The sequence below is a fragment of the Microbulbifer pacificus genome (assembly GCF_002959965.1).
Taxonomy (GTDB): Bacteria; Pseudomonadota; Gammaproteobacteria; order Pseudomonadales; family Cellvibrionaceae; genus Microbulbifer; species Microbulbifer pacificus_A.
In genome coordinates this window covers 1,903,032-1,923,879 of the sequence record NZ_PREV01000026.1, presented here as the reverse complement: position 1 = coordinate 1,923,879, position 20,848 = coordinate 1,903,032, and the positions used below count along the sequence as shown (strand labels likewise).

23 protein-coding genes are annotated in these 20,848 nt (G+C 59.9%); 10 read left to right on the top strand and 13 right to left on the bottom strand.

Going from position 1 to position 20,848, the window contains the following annotated elements:
* Positions 1–7: 7 nt before the first annotated feature.
* From rdgB to C3938_RS08575, 8 genes are all read right to left on the bottom strand, one after another.
* Entirely contained in the window at positions 8–652 is a 645-nt protein-coding gene (rdgB, locus tag C3938_RS08610; protein ID WP_105102740.1) for an RdgB/HAM1 family non-canonical purine NTP pyrophosphatase, read from the bottom strand.
* Between the two features lie 102 nt (positions 653–754).
* Complete coding sequence (locus C3938_RS08605; protein ID WP_105102739.1) at positions 755–1,204, bottom strand: DUF4426 domain-containing protein; 450 nt, start codon at positions 1,202–1,204, stop codon at positions 755–757.
* A gap of 110 nt (positions 1,205–1,314) precedes the next feature.
* Complete coding sequence (gene metW, locus C3938_RS08600; RefSeq protein WP_105102738.1) at positions 1,315–1,908, bottom strand: methionine biosynthesis protein MetW; 594 nt, start codon at positions 1,906–1,908, stop codon at positions 1,315–1,317.
* Positions 1,905–3,104, bottom strand: coding sequence for a homoserine O-succinyltransferase MetX (gene metX, locus C3938_RS08595; protein ID WP_105102737.1), 1,200 nt, complete (start codon positions 3,102–3,104; stop codon positions 1,905–1,907). The genes metW and metX overlap by 4 nt, the downstream gene beginning before the upstream one ends.
* Positions 3,105–3,171: 67 nt before the next feature.
* Positions 3,172–5,139 (bottom strand): dynamin family protein, encoded by a 1,968-nt coding sequence (locus C3938_RS08590; protein ID WP_105102736.1) that lies wholly within the window; start codon positions 5,137–5,139, stop codon positions 3,172–3,174.
* Positions 5,140–5,304: 165 nt separating this feature from the next.
* The gene (locus C3938_RS08585) at positions 5,305–5,910 is read right to left on the bottom strand and encodes a YggT family protein (protein ID WP_105102735.1); all 606 of its coding nucleotides are present in this window, start codon (positions 5,908–5,910) and stop codon (positions 5,305–5,307) included.
* An 11-nt stretch (positions 5,911–5,921) separates the two neighbouring features.
* Positions 5,922–6,749: a pyrroline-5-carboxylate reductase gene (proC, locus tag C3938_RS08580; RefSeq protein ID WP_233998723.1), complete on the bottom strand. Its 828-nt coding sequence runs from the start codon at positions 6,747–6,749 to the stop codon at positions 5,922–5,924.
* Positions 6,750–6,801: 52 nt separating this feature from the next.
* A complete protein-coding gene (locus tag C3938_RS08575) occupies positions 6,802–7,497 on the bottom strand; it encodes a YggS family pyridoxal phosphate-dependent enzyme (protein WP_105102734.1) in 696 nt (231 codons plus the stop codon).
* A 99-nt stretch (positions 7,498–7,596) separates the two neighbouring features.
* Between C3938_RS08575 and C3938_RS08570 the strand changes: the two genes are divergently transcribed.
* The 5 genes from C3938_RS08570 (at position 7,597) to C3938_RS08550 (ending at position 11,868) form a co-directional block, all read left to right on the top strand.
* Positions 7,597–8,631: a type IV pilus twitching motility protein PilT gene (locus tag C3938_RS08570; RefSeq protein ID WP_105102733.1), complete on the top strand. Its 1,035-nt coding sequence runs from the start codon at positions 7,597–7,599 to the stop codon at positions 8,629–8,631.
* 398 nt (positions 8,632–9,029) lie between these two features.
* Positions 9,030–10,178 (top strand): PilT/PilU family type 4a pilus ATPase, encoded by a 1,149-nt coding sequence (locus C3938_RS08565; protein ID WP_105102732.1) that lies wholly within the window; start codon positions 9,030–9,032, stop codon positions 10,176–10,178.
* 60 nt (positions 10,179–10,238) lie between these two features.
* Positions 10,239–10,493 (top strand): hypothetical protein, encoded by a 255-nt coding sequence (locus C3938_RS08560; RefSeq protein ID WP_105102731.1) that lies wholly within the window; start codon positions 10,239–10,241, stop codon positions 10,491–10,493.
* Entirely contained in the window at positions 10,490–11,233 is a 744-nt protein-coding gene (locus C3938_RS08555) for an SDR family oxidoreductase (RefSeq protein ID WP_105102730.1), read from the top strand. The genes C3938_RS08560 and C3938_RS08555 overlap by 4 nt, the downstream gene beginning before the upstream one ends.
* 14 nt (positions 11,234–11,247) lie before the next feature.
* Positions 11,248–11,868, top strand: coding sequence for a LysE family translocator (locus C3938_RS08550; protein WP_105102729.1), 621 nt, complete (start codon positions 11,248–11,250; stop codon positions 11,866–11,868).
* A 53-nt stretch (positions 11,869–11,921) separates the two neighbouring features.
* Here C3938_RS08550 and C3938_RS08545 read toward each other — a convergent pair whose 3' ends face one another.
* Together C3938_RS08545 and C3938_RS08540 are read right to left on the bottom strand one after the other, a co-directional pair.
* Positions 11,922–12,692: a LytR/AlgR family response regulator transcription factor gene (locus C3938_RS08545; RefSeq protein WP_105102728.1), complete on the bottom strand. Its 771-nt coding sequence runs from the start codon at positions 12,690–12,692 to the stop codon at positions 11,922–11,924.
* Positions 12,689–13,915 (bottom strand): sensor histidine kinase, encoded by a 1,227-nt coding sequence (locus tag C3938_RS08540; RefSeq protein ID WP_105102727.1) that lies wholly within the window; start codon positions 13,913–13,915, stop codon positions 12,689–12,691. The genes C3938_RS08545 and C3938_RS08540 overlap by 4 nt, the downstream gene beginning before the upstream one ends.
* Positions 13,916–14,013: 98 nt before the next feature.
* Here C3938_RS08540 and argH point away from each other — a divergent pair, with 98 nt between their 5' ends.
* Together argH and C3938_RS08530 are read left to right on the top strand one after the other, a co-directional pair.
* Positions 14,014–15,435, top strand: coding sequence for an argininosuccinate lyase (argH, locus tag C3938_RS08535; RefSeq protein WP_105102726.1), 1,422 nt, complete (start codon positions 14,014–14,016; stop codon positions 15,433–15,435).
* Positions 15,436–15,597: 162 nt separating this feature from the next.
* Positions 15,598–16,605, top strand: coding sequence for a glycerophosphodiester phosphodiesterase family protein (locus C3938_RS08530; protein WP_105102725.1), 1,008 nt, complete (start codon positions 15,598–15,600; stop codon positions 16,603–16,605).
* Positions 16,606–16,705: 100 nt separating this feature from the next.
* Here the strand turns inward: C3938_RS08530 and C3938_RS08525 are convergent, their stop codons facing one another.
* From C3938_RS08525 to cyaY, 3 genes are all read right to left on the bottom strand, one after another.
* Positions 16,706–16,912 carry an Arc family DNA-binding protein gene (locus C3938_RS08525; RefSeq protein WP_105102724.1) on the bottom strand — a complete coding sequence of 69 codons (207 nt, stop codon included), beginning with the start codon at positions 16,910–16,912 and terminating at the stop codon, positions 16,706–16,708.
* Positions 16,913–16,946: 34 nt separating this feature from the next.
* Positions 16,947–17,816, bottom strand: a complete 870-nt coding sequence (locus C3938_RS08520) for an SPFH domain-containing protein (RefSeq protein WP_233998722.1) — start codon at positions 17,814–17,816, stop codon at positions 16,947–16,949.
* A 204-nt stretch (positions 17,817–18,020) separates the two neighbouring features.
* Positions 18,021–18,350, bottom strand: coding sequence for an iron donor protein CyaY (gene cyaY / locus C3938_RS08515; RefSeq protein ID WP_105102723.1), 330 nt, complete (start codon positions 18,348–18,350; stop codon positions 18,021–18,023).
* Positions 18,351–18,472: 122 nt separating this feature from the next.
* Between cyaY and lptM the strand changes: the two genes are divergently transcribed.
* Genes lptM through dapF form a run of 3 tightly spaced genes read left to right on the top strand, consistent with a single transcriptional unit; the run spans position 18,473 to position 20,813 of the window.
* The gene (gene lptM / locus C3938_RS08510) at positions 18,473–18,703 is read left to right on the top strand and encodes an LPS translocon maturation chaperone LptM (RefSeq protein ID WP_105102722.1); all 231 of its coding nucleotides are present in this window, start codon (positions 18,473–18,475) and stop codon (positions 18,701–18,703) included.
* A complete protein-coding gene (gene lysA, locus C3938_RS08505; RefSeq protein WP_105102721.1) occupies positions 18,700–19,953 on the top strand; it encodes a diaminopimelate decarboxylase in 1,254 nt (417 codons plus the stop codon). The genes lptM and lysA overlap by 4 nt, the downstream gene beginning before the upstream one ends.
* Positions 19,954–19,982: 29 nt before the next feature.
* Positions 19,983–20,813, top strand: coding sequence for a diaminopimelate epimerase (gene dapF, locus C3938_RS08500; protein ID WP_105102720.1), 831 nt, complete (start codon positions 19,983–19,985; stop codon positions 20,811–20,813).
* The last annotated feature ends 35 nt before the right edge of the window (positions 20,814–20,848 follow it).

Genomic DNA, 20,848 nt, shown 5'->3' with positions numbered 1-20,848 from the left:
ATTACTCTCAGATCATCGTCTTGCCGGAGACGGCGTGCTGCTGTCGCTCCGGCAGCACCATTTCCTCGCGCCACATCTGTTCGAATTTTTTCACAGCGCGGGCGCGATGGCTGAGACGATTTTTAGTTTCCCGCGACAGCTGCGCAGACGTGAGTTTTTCTGAGGGCACATAAAACAGTGGGTCGTAGCCAAACCCCTGATCGCCCGCGGGCCGATCCACAATCAACCCCTGCCAGCGCGCGGTGCACACCAGAGGTACCGGGTCCTCTGGCGTGCGTACAAATGCAAGCGCACAGTGGAAACTGGCTGAGCGCAATTCAGCCGGCACACCCTCCAGGGCTTCCAGCAGCTTGGCGTTGTTGTCGGCATCGCTGGCCCCGGCGCCCGCATAGCGCGCGGAGTAGATGCCCGGTGCGCCGCCGAGCGCATCCACCGCCAGTCCGGAATCGTCCGCCAGCGCCGGCAGACTGCTGGCACGACTGGCGTGACGCGCCTTGATCAGCGCATTCTCGATAAAACTGAGGCCAGTTTCATCCGCTTCTTCGGTGATGAATTCCGATTGCGGCAGTACCGCAATCTGCCAGCCAGAGAAAAGCAGAGAAAATTCTTTCAGCTTGCCCGCGTTGCCACTGGCGAGGACGATTTTATCCATAGAGACTTTCTATAATCAGAATCAGACAGCGTCAAAATTCGGCGCCGGTATACAAAAACAGCGAGCGCCCCGCGCTCGCTGTTTTAACCATCGCGCATTACGTCAGTTCTTGTGTAACTGGCGGCGGAAGGTGAGCTCCTGGGTACTGCCATCGGGCAGCACCAGATCGATATTGAAGGTGAGATTTTCCTCGTGATCAAAGCGGAATGGCGCCAGGTAATAAACCGCATCCTGATCGCGGATTTCCTGAAACTCCAGTGATCGCGACTGCTGAATCAGATTGGTCGCATTGCCGGAAACCCCCGCGCTTGCACCCTTGGTTTCGCCTTTCTTGCTCACGGAAATATTCACAAAGGCCCGATCATCGGCACGCACCAGATTGTAGTGCCGGGCGATTTCTGGGGAGATGAAGTCGCTGTTGAACACCGAGTAGGTGACCCGGTAATCACCGAAATCCTGATGGTTCTCGATGGTTTTCGCACCCTGCGCCGCCGCTGCGGCTGCCCACAACAGCAGTGCTATGGAAATAAATGCAGCATACAGACGTTTCACGGCGTCCTCCTGTGATGGTTCTCGTATGATTTTCGTGTCATCCAAACTTGCCGTATATACGCTCGGAAACCGGTGCGGGTGACACGCTACCCAACTCTCTGACATCAATATTAGCGAGTCAGATGGTAAATCGCTGTTTCGCCAAACAGATTCGGTAAGAAATCCTTCAAAACACCGGAAACTGCGGACTCAGAGACCACTTGCCGGTGCAAAACTTCCCAATTGTGCTCGCGACACAACACTTCAAAGTCCCTGAAAGTACAAAAATGAATATTGGGCGTGTCATACCATTCGTAAGGTAATAAATCGGATACCGGCATGCGGCCGGAAAAGGCCAGGTGCCAGCGCGCTTTCCACTGCCCGAAATTGGGGAAGGTAATAATACATTCACGCCCTACTCGCAGCATTTCCTCCACGACCAGGTGGGGAAAACGCAGCGTTTGCAGCGCCTGGGTCATCACCACGGTGTCAAAGCTCTGGTCGGCAAAGTTGGCGAGTCCTTTATCCAGGTTCTGCTCCACCACATTCACGCCGCGCTCGACGCATTTCTGGATCTGCAACGGATCGATTTCCAGACCGTACCCGTTGACCTGCTTCTGCTGCGCCAGCCGCACCAGCAGCTCCCCGTCACCGCAACCGAGATCCAGAACTCGCGAATTTGGCGCGACCCAGTCGGCAATAATCTCAAGATCCTTGCGTGTCATGCCGTCACCTCCGCGTTTACTTCACGGGCAACATTATTCATATATGCGGCAAATACTTTTTCATAACGCTCATTGGGCAGCAGGAAGGCATCGTGGCCCATGGGCGATTCCACCTCCGCGTAGGTAACCGGTACATTCGCGTGCATCAAGGCATCGGCGATTTCCCGCGAGCGCTCCGGTGCAAAGCGCCAGTCGGAGGTAAATGACACCAGCAGGAATTTGCAGCGGGCGTGGGAGAACGCCTTTACCGGGTCGTCCTCGTACTCACGGGCCAGATCAAAATAATCCAGCGCACGGGTCATCAGGATATAGGTGTTCGGATCAAAGCTGCCGGAGAAGGAGTCGCCCTGGTGCCGCAGATAACTCTGCACCTGAAATTCCACCAGTTCCTCCACGCCCTGTTCGAAAGTCCCCGAGCGCAGTTCACGCCCGAATTTCTTTCCCAGACCATCGTCGGACAGATAGGTAATGTGCCCAATCATGCGCGCTACCGCCAGACCATGGCGCGGCAGGGTATTTTCTTCCAGATAGCGACCGTCACGAAAATCCGGATCAGACGTGATGGCCTGACGGGCGGTCTCGTTGAACGCGATATTCTGTGCGGACAGTTTCATCGCCGAGGCGATCACCACGCAGTGGCGCAGCCGCGCGGGATACTCCAGCGACCAGCGCATCGCCTGCATGCCGCCGAGGCTGCCACCCACCACCGCCGCCCACTGCCGGATTCCCAGCAGGTCCGCCAGCTGCGCCTGGCTGTGCACCCAGTCCCGCGCGCGCAATGGCGGGAAATCCGGTCCCCAGACGTTACCGGTAGCCGGATTGATGGACGCGGGGCCGGTGGAACCGTGGCAGCCACCGAGATTGTTCAGCGCCACCACGAAGAATTTGTTTGTGTCGATAGGCTTGCCGGGGCCGATATAGTGATCCCACCAGCCCGGGCGTTTGTCATTTTCGCTGTGGTAACCCGCCGCGTGGTGATGCCCGGAAAGTGCATGACAGATCAGCACACCGTTGCTTTTGTCGGCGTTGAGTGTGCCGTAGGTTTCATACATCAGGGTGTATTCGTCCAGCACCCGGCCGCAGGCAAGCTTGAATGGCCCGGGAAAGGTGTGGCTTTGCGGCTCGACGATACCGACCGAGTTGGCCGGAAATGCTGAATTGGGGGATCGCGCTTCCGTGGTCAAAATCTTTCGCATGTGGTTGCTTGGCGGGGCGCCAAGTTTACGAAAGGTGGGGGCGGTAGTACACCGCCCCGGTGTCCCGTTACGAGTGTGCGGGCGCCTTGAGCGGAGTCACATTGCTGGCCACCGGCGCGGGCGGTATGGGTTGCGGCGGGCTCTGGGTCTGTTTGAGCAGATCTTCCAACCCTCCCAGTGCACTGTGGTTGCGCAGCAATTCTTCCTCCAGCGCGCGCAGGTCGGTGCGCTTGCTCTGGGTCTTCTGCTTCAACTCCGTCAGCTTGATCAGGTGGCGGTTCAACAAGTGTTTCTGGTACTGCACATGCTGCTTCAGCGGCTCCAGCACCTGCTCCAGCCAACCGTCCACCGCAGAAATCATCTGGCTGTATACCCGCCCCACTTCATTCGCCAACGTCGCCACAAAACGCTCCGTCAGTCTGTTGCGACGCGCGAGAAGCAACTGTGGTGAGCGGCGCAACTGCGCGGCCTGCCGGTGCAGGCCACGCAGCGCAGCGCGGAAACTGCCGACATTGAAATGGTGCTCAGCGGTGGTGATGTTGTTCAGGCTGGAACGGTCGTAGATGGCGTCCACCAGCCGATTGGCCTGATCCACCTCCCGCTCGAGGTTGGACAACTGGTGCTCCACTCCGCCCATAAATCCGTCGATGGCGCGCGCCAGCCCCAGCGGCGACCAGCGCTCGTGCAGGGCCTGACGGGTCTCGTCGATCAGTTGCTGCAGCTGCTGGCTGGATACCGGTGCCAGCAGCGACGCGCGCTGGCGGGCCAGCATACGCTGGCTGGATTTGAGCATCAGCAGTTCCTGGTGGCAGTACTTGTGCTGTTCCTTGGCGGTCTGGTGCAGTTGTTTCAGTTCCTCGACCTGCTCGGGGCTGGTCGCGCCGTGGCGCTTCAGGTGTTCGAGGGTCGCGCGACCGCTGTTCAGGCGGCGCTTCAACAGGTCGCGGGTATCCGCCATCAGCATCAACGCCTGGTGCAATGAGCGGTGGTTGGCCACCTTCTGGCGATGGTCCATCAGACGCTGCACCAGCAATTGTTCGAAATCACCGAAGCGGCTCTGCTGCAACAGCGCCGGATCGCGCTCGGCCCGGGCCAGCAGGGCCTTCTTGGCGGAGACGCCGACCACACTCTCCTGCGGAAGATCCAGCAGCTTGCTCACTTCCGAGCGCATTTTGCGCAGCATTTGTTCGCAATCTTCGTCCGGGTCATCCCACAGCACATCGATCTTGTTCAGCAGCGCCATCACCGCGGTGCCGCGATGCTCCTTGAGTGGCACCAGGTGGGTTTCCCACATATTCAGGTCCGTACCACTGACACCGGCATCGGCGGAGAGCAGGAAAGCGACCGCCTGGGCGCCGGGCAGAGTAGAGAGCGTCAGTTCCGGCTCGTTGCCCAGCGCGTTCAGTCCCGGCGTATCGATGATACGCAGGCCCTGGGCCAACAGCGGGTGCGGCAGGGAAATCAGCGCATAGCGCCAGGCGGGAATCTGCACCAGGTTGCCATTGCCGTCCAGATGGCGGCGGTCGAAACCATAGCGCGCCGCCTCTTCCGGGGTCACTGCCTTGGTTGAGGCCACCTTCATCAGCGCGTCGCGGGTGGCATCGGCGTCATCCGGGTCAAAGTCGAAGCTGACCCACTTCTGGGGGATACGGCGGAAACTCTCGAGGCTGGTATTGGTGGCGAGGGTCTCGATGGGCAGCAGACGCACCGACGCCTGCGGAGTGCCATCGCTGAAGATTTCCGTGGGGCACATGGTGGTGCGTCCCGGGCGCGATGGCAGCAAACGTTTACCGTAGGTGTGGGACAGCAGCGCGTTGATCAGTTCGGTCTTGCCGCGCGAGAACTCCCCCACCAGCGCCACCGTAAACTGATCGTCCACCAGCAACTGGCGCGCCTGCTGTACCACTTGGCGGGCGCCCGCGGAGTTGGGGAAGTGTTCCTCCAGCCAATGGCTGAAGCGGTTGAACTGGGCATCGAGACCCTTTTTCCACCGGTCGTAGTCGGCAATGTGCTTGCGCAAGGTCGCATCTTCCATGTTTGGTGTTCTTATTGTTACTGCTTACGAAATTTCGGGACATTTTCCAGCATGCCCGCGGAGAGTGAAACCCCGTTGCCGGTGTTTCGCGAACTGGTTGGTGAAGCCAAATGAATCTGACAGGAAAGTCAGATGGGGAGCCGCTCACATCGACTCCCGGAAACATCAGAAAGGTATGTGCCAGAACAGGTTGTACACGAGTTGCGGCATACGCGCGCTCTGGGCAAAGCCGGTCAGCAGCTTGTCCGCCACCGTGAGCAGAATGAACACAAAGATCGGGCTGATATCAATCACCCCCAGCGGCGGGATAATCTTGCGCACCGGCGCATACACCGGCTCCAGCAGCTGCCGCAGCAGCACCAGTGCGGGATTGCTGCTGTGAGGGGCAACCCAGCTCACCACAATGGAAATCAGCATCCCCACAAAGAGGATGGCGATCAGTGTCATCAGGCAACCGAGCAGGGACCACAGCAGTGCCGACAGCGGGTTCAACATCCCGGCGCCGGCGAGGATGCCCGCGCCCATAATCATCACCCAGCCCACCAGCAGTGCGAGCACCAGAGATGCCATGTCGATACCGAACAGACCGGGGACAATCTTGCGCAGCGGACGCAGAAGGGGGTTGGTAATTTTGACGATGCCCTGGGAAATCGGATTGTAAAAATCCGCCCGCGCCAACTGCAGCATAAAGCGCAGCAGCACCGCAAACAGAAACAGGATTCCGAGGGTGGCGAGAATGAATACGCCGATGTTACTGAAGGTGCTGACCATCAAACGTCCTTTTACTTATCGAGTTCTTGTGCCATTTCCGCGGCGCGCGCCGCGCAATCCCGCATTGCCTGAGCCACCAGCTTCGGCAGCCCCCCCTCCTCAAAACGCTTGATCGCGCGCTCGGTGGTGCCGTTCGGTGACATCACATTGCGCTTCAGTTGCGCCACGTCCACCTGGCTGGCCACCGCAAGTTTCGCTGCGCCCAGAGCGGTTTGCAAGGTAAGGCGCGCAGCGTCTTCCCGTTTCATGCCGGCCTTTTCGGCGGCATCGATCATGGATTCCATAAACTGGAAATAGTAGGCTGGACCGGAACCGGACACCGCGATCACCTGGTCGATGCCGGATTCTTCCTCCACCCACAGGGCGATGCCCACCGCGTCCGCCATCTGCGTGGCCACGGACTTGTGTTCATTGGTGACCCCTTCACCGGCATAGAGCCCGGTCACCCCGGTGCCCACCAGCGCCGGGGTATTCGGCATGGCGCGGATGATCGGCACGCCCGCGCCCAGCCAGCGCTGATAGGCCGCCAATGGAATGCCCGCGGCAAGCGTGATCACCAGAGGTTTGCGAGCACTCACATCGGACGCGATGGTTTCGCACAGTTCCTTCATTACCTGGGGCTTGACCGACAGCACGATCACATCGGCGTCGCGGATGGCGGTAAGGTTATCGGTGCTGCCGCGCACTCCGGTGCGCGCGACGAAATCCCGGAGCTTCTGCTCGTCGCGACCGGTCGCCATGATATTGGCCGCCGGGTAGCCACTCGCCACCATGCCACCGATCACCGCACCGGCCATATTGCCGGCGCCGCCGATAAAGACCATTTTGTGTTCAGACATCGCTAACTCCTTGTGAGTGCTCTCTTGCCAATCCAACAGCGACGCGCAGCCGCTATTTCCGGACCCCGAAGATATCGGTACCTATACGTACGATGGTGGCGCCGCTGAATATCGCCGCCTCCATATCTCCGGACATGCCCATGGACAGGGTGTCCAGCGGTTGCGCCGGCAGCTGGACTCGCAACTGTTCCAGCAGTGCCGCCAGTCGCCGGAACGGGACCCGCTGGTCCCCAGTCTCACCGCGCGGCGCCGGAATCGCCATCAAGCCCCGTAAACTCAGGTTTGGCAATGCCGCCACCGCCGCGGCCAGCGCCGGTAATTCCTCCGGACTGACCCCGGACTTGCTGTCTTCGTTATCGATATTCACCTGCAGGCAGATATTGAGCGGCGGCAACCCGCCGGGGCGCTGCTCAGACAGACGCCGGGCAACCTTGAGGCGGTCCACCGTGTGCAACCAGTGAAAATGCGCCGCCACATCCCGGGTCTTGTTGGACTGCAGTGGGCCGATGAAATGCCACACAATGTCCAGATCTGTAAGCGCTTCCTGTTTATCCAGCGCCTCCTGCAGATAGTTCTCACCGAAATGGCGCTGACCGGCGCCATAAGCGGTACGCAGGTCCGCTGCCGGACGGGTTTTCGACACCGCCAGCAGAGTAACGGCATCCGCCTGCCGGTCACAAAACCGGCAGGCTGTGACAATCCGCTCAGTCACGGAATTGAGGTTTTCGGCGATAGACCCTTTGCGCATATACTGGGACCCAAATTTTGCTCGGCGGGCATTCTATGCGCTCAGTGCCCCCGCGTCATATCGACAAGAGTAAGTTAAGAGAACAATAAAGGTAGCAGTATGGACATTACAGAACTCCTCGCCTTCAGCGCCAAGCAGAACGCCTCCGACTTGCACCTCTCCGCCGGCCTGCCGCCCATGATCCGGGTGGACGGCGACGTCCGCCGTATCAACCTGCCGCCCATGGAGCACAAGCAGGTACACGGCCTGATCTACGAGATCATGAACGACAAGCAGCGCAAAGATTACGAAGAGTTCCTCGAAACCGACTTCTCCTTCGAAGTCCCCGGCGTCGCCCGTTTCCGTGTCAACGCCTTCAACCACAACCGCGGCGCCGGCGCCGTGTTCCGTACCATTCCCTCCAAGGTACTCACCATGGAAGACCTGGGAATGGGCCAGGTGTTCAAGCAGATCTCCGACACCCCCCGCGGACTGGTTCTCGTCACCGGACCCACCGGTTCCGGTAAGTCCACCACCCTGGCGGCGATGATCGACTACATCAACGACAACAAGTACGAACACATCCTCACCATCGAGGACCCGATCGAATTCGTACACGAATCCAAGAAATGCCTGGTCAACCAGCGGGAAGTCCACCGCGACACCCACGGCTTCGCCGAAGCCCTGCGCTCCGCCCTGCGTGAAGACCCGGACATCATTCTTGTGGGTGAGATGCGCGACCTCGAAACCATCCGCCTGGCGCTGACCGCCGCGGAAACCGGTCACCTCGTCTTCGGCACCCTGCATACCACCTCCGCCGCCAAAACCATCGACCGGGTGGTGGACGTATTCCCCGCACAGGAAAAAGCCATGGTGCGTTCCATGCTGTCGGAATCCCTGCAGGCGGTAATCTCCCAAACCCTGCTCAAACGCAACGGCGGCGGCCGTGTCGCCGCCCACGAAATCATGCGCGGCACCCCGGCGATCCGTAACCTGATCCGCGAAGACAAAATCGCGCAGATGTACTCCGCCATCCAGACCGGTGCCAGCGTCGGCATGCAGACCATGGACCAGTGCCTGCAGGATCTGGTAGAGCGGCGTGTCATCAGTCGCGAAGTAGCGCGCGAGAAGGCGAAAATGCCGGAAAATTTCTGAGGAAGTTTTCCAGCGACGGAAAGACTGGATCCCGGCTCAAAACCGGGATGACGAGCATAAAGAAGTTCAATACGCCGATAATCTTATCGGCTACGCAGCAAGTATATTCGAATTGAAGGCCGGGTGCCGGGGCGGGTTTTCAGGATCGTCGCAAACAGGGCCGCAGGCGCCGCGTTGAAGCGGCCTGACACTTTGCGCCGAAGCGTACCGGGGTTAGGCAAACGTTTGCGAAGCACTGCTTCGCGCGCAGCCTAACGACGACAATCTGTGATTGTCGGCCGGGCCCGCTTGCGGGTATTCACAGCGGTCCTGAAAACCTGCCCCCGGTGCCCGGCCGCCACCGGACCTGCTAAAAAAGGACCCCGGGGCAACAGAACAACCCAAAGTGGTGCTAAAAAATGGAAATCGAACGACTCCTACAACTGGTGACTGAAAAAGGCGCATCCGACCTGTTCATCACCGCCGGTGTGCCCGCCTCCATCAAACTGCACGGCAAAATCGTTCCCGTCAGTACCACGGCCCTCACCCCGGAAAAAGCCCGCGAACTCGTCATCGGCATCATGAACGAGCGGCAGAAAAAAGAATTCATCGAAAGCAAAGAACTCAACTTCGCCATCTCCGTACGCAACGTCGGCCGTTTCCGGGTATCCGCCTTCTTCCAGCGCAACCTCGTCGGCATGGTCCTGCGTCGCATCGAAACCAAAATCCCGACAATTGACGGTCTCGGCCTGCCAGAACAGCTCAAAGAACTGGCCATGACCAAGCGCGGCCTCATCATCTTCGTGGGCGCCACCGGCACCGGTAAATCCACCTCCCTCGCCTCCATGATCGGCCACCGCAACGAGCACTCCAAGGGTCACATCATCTCCATCGAAGACCCCATCGAATTCATCCACCAGCACCGCGGCTGCATCGTCACCCAGCGCGAAGTGGGCCTCGATACCGACTCCTTCGAAACCGCGCTGAAAAACACCCTGCGTCAGGCCCCCGATGTCATCCTCATTGGTGAGGTGCGCTCGCGTGAAACCATGGACCACGCCATCGCCTTCGCCGAAACCGGCCACCTGTGCCTGTGTACATTGCACGCCAACAACGCCAACCAGGCCCTCGACCGGATCATCCACTTCTTCCCCGCCGACCGGCACCAGCAACTGTGGATGGACCTGTCACTGAACCTGCGCGCCATGGTCGCCCAGCAACTGGTGCCGACACCAGACGGCGACGGCCGCCGCGCCTGTCTCGAAATCATGATCAACACCCCGCTGATGGCGGACCTGATCCGCAAAGGCGAAGTGCACAAGATGAAGGAACTGATGAAACGCTCCACCGAGCAGGGCATGCAGACCTTCGATCAGGCCCTGTACGAACTCTACGACCGCGGCGAGATCACCTACGAAGACGCACTGTCTCACGCCGACTCCGCCAACGACCTGCGCCTGATGATCAAGCTCAAGTCCGAGTCCGACGCCGAGTACCTCAACAGCGCCGCCGACGAATTGAGCCTCGCCAGCGATACCGAAAGCGGTGGCGGCCCGCGTATTTACTAAAAATCGCATTGCGGGTGCCTGCTTCAGGCTCCCGCAATGCTTGCAAGCAGGAAGCCCACCGTGAAGTTTCTGGAACTGGAAGTCCGCACCGCCCTTATCGTCCACGGTTACGACGAAAAAAACCGGGAAATTACCGAGCAGATAAACGAGCCCGCGTTTACTACCAAATTAATCGCCATTGAACGCATACAGTCCATCAGCGAGCAGTATGTGCTGGTCACCAGCTCCCACGGCCGTATCATGTACTGGGAATATCGCGGAACCCTGGCTGAATTGCGCGGACGCCTGGCGGAAGCAGGGCTGATGCTGCCGTGAAACCAACAGCCCTCATTACTGGAGGCAGTCGCGGTATCGGCGCGGCGACTGCGATACTGCTGGCCCATAAAGGTTATGACATCTGTATCAGCTATCGCGAACGATCCGCTGAAGCCAGTCTTGTCATGGAAGCCTGCAATGCGCTTGGCGTAAAAGCGATTGCGGTACAGGCAGACATTTCCCGCGAAGCGGATGTGGTGCAATTGTTTGCGGAGATGGACCAGCAACTGGGATCGCTTACCGCACTGATCAACAACGCCGGCATGCTGTTGACACAGACTCGTGTCGAAAGCATGACTGCCGAGCGCATCAACCGCATCCTGCAGACGAATGTCACCGGTACCCTCCTCTGTTGTCGCGAGGCGATTCGACGTATGTCCCCTCGGAATGGCGGTAGTGGCGGAACCATCGTCAACATATCCTCCGGTGCCGCCCGCAGCGGTTCACCCGATGAATATGTGGACTACGCAGCGAGCAAGGGCGCGGTAGATACTCTGACCATTGGCCTTAGCAAAGAGGTGGCCGGTGACGGAATTCGGGTCAATGCGGTGCGCCCCGGATTTATCGCCACAGACATGCACGCCGATGGTGGCGAGCCCGATCGCATAGCGCGACTGACGCCACGTATTCCTCTGGCACGGGGCGGACAACCCGAAGAGGTCGCGTCGGCGATCGCCTGGCTGCTCGACGAAGCGACCTATTCTACCGGGGCATTTATTGATGTAACCGGGGGGCTTTAAAGCGGGAGTACGCGATGACTTTTTTCAGTGCCCTTACCCTTTTCGGAACTATGATCATTCTCGCCGTGATTCCCGGTCCCGGCGTATTTGCGGTGGTCGCCCGCTCCGCCAAAGGTGGCCCCGTCCACGGTGTGTTGACGTCGGTGGGTATCGTGCTCGGCGACTATGTGTTTATTGCCCTGTGTCTTTCAGGGCTCGCATATATAGCGGATGTGATGGGTGGCGCCTTTGTGGCACTGAAATTTCTCGGCGCCGCCTATCTGATTTGGATGGGCGTCAGCCTGATGCGAACCCGTCGCCACACCGGCCCCAGCCCTGAAACCGAATCCCAAAGCTCAGGTTATGGCAGCCTGCTGCTCGGACTCACCACCACGCTGGGCAACCCAAAGGCGATTCTCTTTTACCTGAGTTTTTTCCCGGCATTTCTGCCCATGCATGCAATCACCGCAATGGACGCCCTCACCATATTCGCCGTCACGGCGCTCGCCGTGGGTGGCGTCATGCTGTTTTATGTATGGATCACCGTACGGGCCAAAAACTTACTGTTGGGGAATCCCGAAGCACGCTATCTGAATGTATTCGGTGGCGGCATCCTGATTACCAGTGGCCTCTGGATGGCGATGCGCACTAGCTGAGTGAACAGACAGGGGGAGAAACCGGGGAGGACTGGCACAGCGCCCGACCGGGACTATGCCATTTCCGATAACAGGGATTTGATACTGCTCAGCAGACGTCTCGATACCGCCGGTGCGATCGCGACCCCATTCAGGGTTACACAATATCCGTCGCCGCCTTTTTGCAGGCCGGTAATGTAATCCAGAGCAACAATGGCACTGCGGTGTACACGTACAAATCGCTCGCCGAACTCCGCTTCCAGTTCCTTCAGGGATTCGTCCAGAACTGTCTCACCCCCACTGTGGTGGGCGATAACGTACTTGTCCTCGGCGATGAAACAGCGAATGTCATCGACATCAATCAACTGCACACCGCGGCGGCTCACCGCCTTGATGTGGCGGCGTCCGCGGGCGGAGTTCGGCTCGGAATGCGGTGACTGTGCGCGCAGTGCCTGACGCTGCGGTTTGCTCAGTCTTCGCGCCTGGGCAATCGCCTGTGCCAGTTGCTCCACACTGACGGGCTTGAGCAGGTAACCCGATGGAGCAACCGCAAAGGCAGGGAGCGCAAACTCGTCGTGGGCGGTGCAGAAAATGATCGCGGGTGGGTTGGGGCGGGCGGTGATTTGTGCGGCGAGTTGGAGCCCGTTTTCTCCGGGCATTTCGATATCCAGTAACAACAGGTCCGGGTCGAGTAGATCCAGCTGTTGTAATGCGCTTTCCCCATCGGCAGCTTCTCCCAGCAGTTGGCAACCATCAATAGTCTGCAACTGTCGGGCCAGTCTGGCCCGCGCCAGCGGTTCGTCGTCGACGATCAGCACGCCCAGCGGGTAATCGGCAGCGCTCATTGGGCTACCTCTTCCGTCACCGGAGTTTTTGCTGGCTCAGTTATTCTGGCTTCCTTCGCGGAAGGCGTGGCGTTCAGCGGCAAACGCAATTCCACACGGTATTCTTTACCGCACTCTCCATCGCGCTCTTCCGCGGTAAAACGGAAGCGATTGCCGTAATACGCACTGAGACGCTGGCGAATATTTTCCATCGCCATACCGTTGCCGGAACTTGCACCGGTTCGGTTATCCGCCTCATTGTTTGCTTCAGAAACTGCAACAGGGTTATGAATCGACAATAGCAGCTCGCGCGTGCGGCTGCCAATGACATTTTGTTGAATACAAATTTTAATTTTTCCGCCGCGGCGCAATCGCGCAACGCCATGCAGTACCGCATTTTCCAGCAACGGCTGCAGCAACATGGACGGCAATTGCGCCTGCTCCGGCAACGCGTCGATCTGCCACTCCTGTTGCAGGCGGTCACCGAGGCGCAGGGATTCTATTTCGAGATAACGCCTGGCCAGCGCAACCTCCTGCTCCAGTGGCACCATTTTTGAGTCCGCCAGTGATGCACGGAACAATGCAGACAGGTCCTCTACCAATTTTTCTGCACGCTCGGCATCTACCGCAATCAGGCTGGCGAGACTGTTCATGCTGTTGAACAGGAAGTGCGGGCGAATGCGCGATTGCAGTGCCTCGATACGCGCCCCCAGCTCCGCCTGCTGCTGATTGTGCAACTGCTGCTGCACATAGGCGTAGCGCAGCACTACACCGGAGCAAATCGCACCGACGAAGAAATGGGCCAGCAGGCTCCAGAAGTCGATGGGCACGTCTTCCATATCCGCCACCCACCCGTGCTGCGCCAGCAGTACGCCCAGCAGCACCGCCAGCACGGTGGAATAACTGAGGGCGGCGGCGACCTTGTGGGAAAGCCTTGCAAGGCGCGGGCGCAAACGGCACAGAATGGCGGCCGCGGGCAGATTCACCCACTGCACCGTGAGGGACACCAGCCCAAGGCGCTGCCAGTTGAAGGGGTGCAGACCGTCGGTGGCGAGCACCAGCACCAGCGCCAGCAGTTCGCCCATCAGCACCAGAGAGGCAACACCGGTCACACCGCACAGGTCGGGAAGGAAATGAGGGGGGTTGGTGGAATCCAGACGCGCAGAATCTTTGCCTGCGGGGGCAATTTTACGAATTTGCTGCGCTATAATGCCCGCCGCTTGCGCGGGCCGGGAAGATGTCATACTGCGTTATCTTTATTCTGGATCCGCTCTAGGTCAGAGAAGATACCGCCATCCCGGATCGACTTCCATATCCCAATCCAGATTCCACCAGAGGCAGCATGAGCAACGATAACTCCTCCGCAAACAGCGCACAGAACCCGGCAGCGAAACTCTGGGGCGGCCGCTTCAGTGAAGCCACCGACGCCTTTGTGGAGCGTTTTACCGCCTCGGTGATGTTCGACCAGCGCATGGGGCTGGAAGACATTCAGGGCTCTCTCGCCCACGCACAGATGCTGTCGGAAGTGGGTGTGCTGACGGCCGATGAGTTCCAGCAGATCGCGGAAGGACTCAACGGGATCGCCGAGGAAATCAAGACCGGTACATTCCCCTGGTCGGTGGAGCTCGAAGATGTGCATATGAACATCGAGTCCCGCCTTACCCAGCGCATCGGCGCCACCGGCAAGAAACTGCACACCGGCCGCTCCCGCAACGACCAGGTGGCCACAGATATCCGCCTGTGGCTGCGCAACCGTATCGACCAGATCGCCGGTGAACTCACCCGCCTGCAAAGCGGCCTGGTGGACCTCGCCGAGCAGAATGCCGACACCATCATGCCCGGCTTCACCCACTTGCAGAGTGCGCAGCCGGTTACCTTTGGCCATCACCTGCTGGCCTGGAACGAGATGCTGACCCGCGACTACGAGCGCCTTATGAACTGCCGCAAGCGCGTCAACCGCTCACCGCTGGGTGCCGCGGCACTGGCCGGCACCAGCTACCCGATCAATCGTGCCCGCACTGCGGAGCTGCTGGGTTTCGACGCGCCCACCGAGAACTCCCTGGATTCCGTCAGCGACCGCGACTTCGCCATCGAATTCTGCGCCTTCTCCGCGCTGCTGATGACCCACCTGTCCCGCGCCAGCGAGGAACTGGTGCTGTGGACTTCCAGCCAGTTCGACTTTATCGACCTGCCCGACCGCTTCTGCACAGGCTCCTCAATCATGCCGCAGAAGAAAAATCCGGACGTGCCGGAACTGGTGCGCGGCAAGACCGGCCGTGTGAACGGCCACCTGATCGCGCTGCTGACCCTGATGAAGAGCCAGCCGCTGGCCTATAACAAAGACAACCAGGAAGACAAGGAACCCCTGTTCGACGCCGCCGACACCGTGCTCGACTGTCTGCGCGCGTTTGCCGATATGGCACCGGCGCTGAAGCCGAAGAAGGAAAACATGTACGCCGCCGCCGGCAAAGGCTTCTCCACCGCTACCGATCTGGCGGATTACCTGGTGCGCAAGGGCGTGGCCTTCCGCGATGCCCACGAGATCGTCGGCCACTCCGTAGCCTTTGCCATCGAACAGAAATGCGACCTCGCGGAGCTCAGCCTGGCGCAGTTGCAGCAGTTCTCCGATGCAATCGGTGAGGATGTGTTCGACGTGTTGACGCTCGAAGGCTCTGTTGCCGCCCGCGACCATATCGGAGGTACTGCGCCGAACCAGGTGCGTGCGGCCTGTGTGCGCGCGCGCAAACTGATCGCCTCGCGCTAAACCACCCTCTCCCTGTAGGAGCCTGCTTGCAGGCTCCTACAGGGGAAAAATCCCCCGCCGCCATTTTTCGTCACAATTCATCCCGTCCGCCGCCACTTTCCAGCTTTCGTGACCCGCTAGACTCCTCCGATCACAAGTTCCGATCAAAAAAATGAGTCTTCCATGCGCAAATACCTTCTGCTCGGCACTGCCGCTTTCGCCGTTGCCATCTACCTCACCAACGCCTCGTGGCTCGCCCAAAAAGCCGCGGGCAAACCCACGCTGATTGCCCACCGCGGCGTCTACCAGACCTACAACAAGGAAAACCTCGGTCGCGATGACTGCACCGCGATCCGCGTGTACCCAGCGGAACACGAATACCTGGAAAATACCCTCGCCTCCATGCAGGCGGCGTTTGATTACGGGGCGGATATTGTCGAGATCGACGTGCACCCCACCACCGATGGCGAGTTTGCCGTGTTCCACGACTGGACCCTCGACTGCCGCACCGAGGGCACCGGCACCACCCGCGAACACCCGATGAGCTACCTGAAAACCCTGGACATCGGCTACGGCTATACCCCGGACAACGGCAAAACCTATCCATTTCGCGGCAGGGGTGTGGGGCAGATGCCGACACTGGAAGAGGTGTTCCGCGCATTTCCCGGCAGGCAATTCCTGATCAACATCAAAAGCAGCGATGTAGAGGAAGCGGATCTGCTGCACCAATATCTGAGTGCGCGCCAGCTACCCCAGCAAAGACCATTGCGTGTTTACGGCAGCGAGCAGGTAATGGCGAGAATTCGCCAACTGCGCCCGGATGCATGGGTGTTCAGCCGCGAGAGCGTTCAGCAATGCACTCTGCGCTACGTGATGCTGGGATGGAGCGGCTATGTACCGAAAGCCTGCCGCAACGGCGCGGTGGTGGCACCGAACACATGGCAGTGGGTGTTGTGGGGCTGGCCAGACCGTTTTATGCAACGTATGGACGACGCGGGCTCGCTGGTGATGGCTCTGGATTTTGCAGGGCGCGGGCGCGGAATGCACGGGATCTACAAACCCCAGGAGCTGGATTTCTTGCCGGCGGATTATCGCGGCGCGCTGTGGGTCGAGAAAATCGAACAGATCGGCCCCTATGCGAAGATCCGGTTTTCCCCCGGAGAACACGCAGTGCAGCGCCTGCCAAATTAAAAAATGCCGCCGGGCTCGCGCAACGCGGCCCGGCATGTATTTTACAAGCCGCGCTGGCGCAGCTGTGGTTGTGGCCGCGCAGACGCATGCCCTGCGCCCTTCACGATTCCCCGGGTTTTGCTTTATTTTCCTCGATTTCGGTCACTACTTTTTGCACCAGCTTCACTCGGCCAGACTGAACCAGCGCATCCCGCAACACATACTCAATCTGTGCATTCAGGCTGCGCAGGTCATCGTCTGCCCAGCGCTGCATCGCCGCCAGTACCTGCTCGTTGATTCGCAGCGGGAAAGCTTTCTTTTTCGTCATGATAATCCTGATCGTTCAGTATCGGCCCGGTCGATCAGTAGAGACTGCCACTGTTGATGACCGGCTGTGCCTGCTGTTCGCCGCAAATGACCACCATCAGATTGTTGACCATATTCGCCCTGCGCTCATCGTCCAGTTCTATTGCATGGGATTCCGCCAGAGTGGTAATCGCATCGGTGACCATTTCCACCGCGCCGCGGACGATCAGTTTGCGCGCCGCGAGCACCGCACCGGCCTGCTGTTTACGCAACATGGCCTGGGCAATTTCCGGTGCGTAGGCGAGATGGCTGATGCGCGCTTCAATCACCTGGATACCGGCACTGCCCAGACGTTCCTGCACCTGAGCGCGGATTTTCTCTGCCACTTCAATCGGATCGCCGCGCAGAGACAGGGTGTCTTCGCTGTGGTTGTCGTAGGGGAACTCATTCGCCACGTTGCGCAACGCCGCCTCGCTCTGGATGGTGACGAAGCTCTCGTAGTCATCCACCTCGAAATAGGCCTCGGCGGAGTCGACCACCTTCCACACCACCACCGTGGCGATCTCGATCGGATTGCCGTTGGCGTCATTTACCTTGAGTTTGCCGCTCTCGAAATTGCGGATGCGCAGCGAGATGGGTGTGCGCTTGAAGATCAGCGGATTGCCCCAGCGCAGCCCGGTGACATGCTCTGTACCCACGTATTTGCCGAACAGCTGCAGTATTTTTCCCTGATTGGGCGCCACCATAAACAGTCCGTGCCAGCAGAAGGCGACAATCACCGCCGCCAGCCCCCAGCCCGCCGCAACGGGAAACTCGGTGGCCGCCAGACTGCGCAGAGCCATCGCCACGGTGACTGCCTGCAATATCAGGAGCACCGCCAGCATCCCGTAGCCATTGAGAGTGAATGCGCGCTTTTCTCGGATCACCGGAATCTCCTTTTGATGTCAATTTGATATCAAATTAGCACCAACACGCGCGGATAGCCAACCACTTTTTGCAACGCGCTCGACGGGCGTGATGGTTGGGGGGGAACGGCAGTGCGCAAGAGGCGGGAATGGGGTACACGGACAGGCGCGGTTAAGGGGGCAACCGCGCGCGGCATCAGGGTAACGGCAGCTTCTCTCCCGGGATCAGAGGTCTCCCAGCGCCAGTGACACCGGAGCACCCTGCTGCTCGCTCAATACCCGGTTCAGCAGGGTCGGTAAATCCTCACCGGTGGTGGTGCACTTCCAGCCGGGATTCTGAAATTTGAGGTGGTAGCCACCGGAGCGCGCCGCCACCCACAGCTCCTGCACCGCACTCTGGCGCGACAGAATCACCTGAGTACCGCTGTCTTCCAGGGTGATGGTGAGCACCGCGTCCGCGCGCTCGTAATCCATGTCCACGTCGCAATTGTCGAGTGCGTCCTCGATCGCAATCAGCGTCTGCTCGATCGCCGCGTTGTATGCCGCTTGGCTCATAGTTCTGTTACTGCTGTTACTGTGTTGCTGGAAGGCGTGGGTCGCTATACTAGCAGGCTTTTCCAGTCTTCTCGTCCCGCGAAACGCGGCAGGTACGATTCATAAGGTTCCGGGTAACAACGATGCGCACACCACTGATTCCACTGGCCACCATTGTCGTGGTCGCGTTGAGCGCCTGCGGCCAGAAAGGCCCTCTGTACCTTCCCCAGGGACCGGCCGCACCGGCAGCGACTTCCGCGACCGGTACTCACAGCCACGGCCAGCCCGCAAGTGCGCGCAAGGATGAGGCCAAAGAAGACCCGAGCCAACAACCGTCCGAGCAACACACGGAAGCAGAAGCAGTAACCAAATGAGTGAATTCCACTACCAGCAGGGAAGCCTGTGGGCCGAGGGCGTCAGCCTTGAGCAGATTGCCGAACACTTCGGCACCCCCACCTATGTCTACAGTCGCGCCCACTTCGAAAACCAATACCGGGCGTACGCCGATGCCCTTGGCGATCACCCGGGCCTGATCTGTTACGCCATCAAGGCCAACAGCAACCTCGGTATCCTGTCGGTGCTGGCACAGTTGGGTGCGGGTTTCGATATCGTATCCGCGGGCGAGCTGGAGCGGGTACTGATGGCCGGCGGTGACCCGAAGAAAGTGGTGTTCTCCGGTGTGGGCAAGACTGCGGCAGAAATGCGACGCGCACTGGAAGTGGGTGTACATTGCTTCAACGTGGAATCGGAAGCGGAACTCGAGCGCCTCGACGCGGTGGCCGCGGAGATGGGCGCAGTCGCCCCGGTATCCCTGCGGGTCAACCCGGATGTGGATGCCAAGACCCACCCGTACATTTCCACCGGTCTGAAGGAAAACAAATTCGGTATCGCCATCGAGCGCGCTCCGGAGGTGTACCGCAAGGTGGCCGCCTCCACCAACCTCAATGCGGTGGGCGTGGACTGCCATATCGGTTCGCAGCTCACCGACATCGCGCCCTTTCTCGATGCACTCGACCGGTTGCTGACGTTGATCGACGAGCTGGCGCAAGGCGGCATCGTGCTGAAACACCTGGATCTCGGTGGCGGTCTCGGCGTGCGCTATCGCGGTGAAGAACCGCCCCAGGTAAGCGATTATCTCGGTGCTGTAAAAGAAAAGCTCGCCGGGCGCAACCTGGCACTGGTACTGGAACCGGGCCGCTCCATCTCCGCCAACGGCGGTGCGCTGCTGACCCGGGTGGAATTCCTGAAGCGCACCGAAGGCCACAACTTTGCCATCGTCGACGCCGCCATGAACGACAATCTGCGCCCCGCGCTGTACCAGGCGTGGCAGGACATCGTCGCGGTCACCCCCAGCAACGGCGAAGCCGAAAGCTGGGATATAGTGGGGCCGGTGTGCGAGACCGGTGATTTCCTCGGCAAGCACCGCCCGCTGGCACTGGAGCAGGGCCAGCTGCTGGCGATGCTCTCCGCGGGCGCCTACGGTTTCACCATGAGTTCCAACTACAACTCCCGCACCCGCGCGGCGGAAGTGCTGGTGGATGGGGACAAAACCTACCTGGTGCGCGCGCGGGAAACGCTCGCGGACCTGGTGCGCGGTGAAACCACAGTGCCGGCCAGGAATTGATGAGAAAGGACTGACGGGAACGAACAACGATGCGGCTCAAGTTCACCAAAATGCACGGCCTCGGCAACGACTTTGTGATGGTCGACGGCATCACCCAACGGGTGAAGCTGACCTCGGACAAGGTCCGCCAGATCGCCGACCGCCATACCGGTATCGGCTGCGACCAGCTGCTGCTGGTGGAAGCGCCGCGGGACCCGGACGTGGACTTCCGCTACCGCATCTACAATGCCGACGGCAGTGAAGTGGAAAACTGCGGTAACGGCGCGCGTTGTTTTGCGCGCTTCGTGCGTGAGCGCCGCCTCACCAGCAAGGAAAAAATTCTGGTGGAAACCGCCGCCGGCATCCTCGAGCTGAATGTGCAGGGCGCAGATCAGGTCAGTGTGGACATGGGCGCTCCGGTGCTCGAGCCGGCAAAGATCCCGTTCCACGCGGATATTCAGGCGGAGTCCTATCCCCTCGAGGTAGACGGCGAAACCTATACCGTCGGCGCGGTATCCATGGGCAATCCCCACGCGGTGCTGCTGGTGGAGGATGTGGATAGCGCACCGGTGGAACGCCTCGGCGCTGCTATCGAGAGCCACCCGCGCTTCCCGGCCCGCGTGAACGTGGGCTTCCTGCAGATTCTCGACCGCGGCAACGCGCGCCTGCGCGTGTTCGAGCGCGGTGTGGGCGAGACCCGCGCCTGTGGCACTGGCGCCTGCGCCGCCATGGTATCTGCGCGCATTCGCGGCCTGGTAGATGAAGAACTGCAGATCACCCTGCCCGGCGGCACCCTGACAATTCACTGGCCGGGCCCCGGTGCGCCGGTTACCATGACCGGACCCGCCACCGCGGTGTATCACGGACAGATAGTGGTTTAACCCAGAGAACACCGGACCAGCGACCGAGCAACACA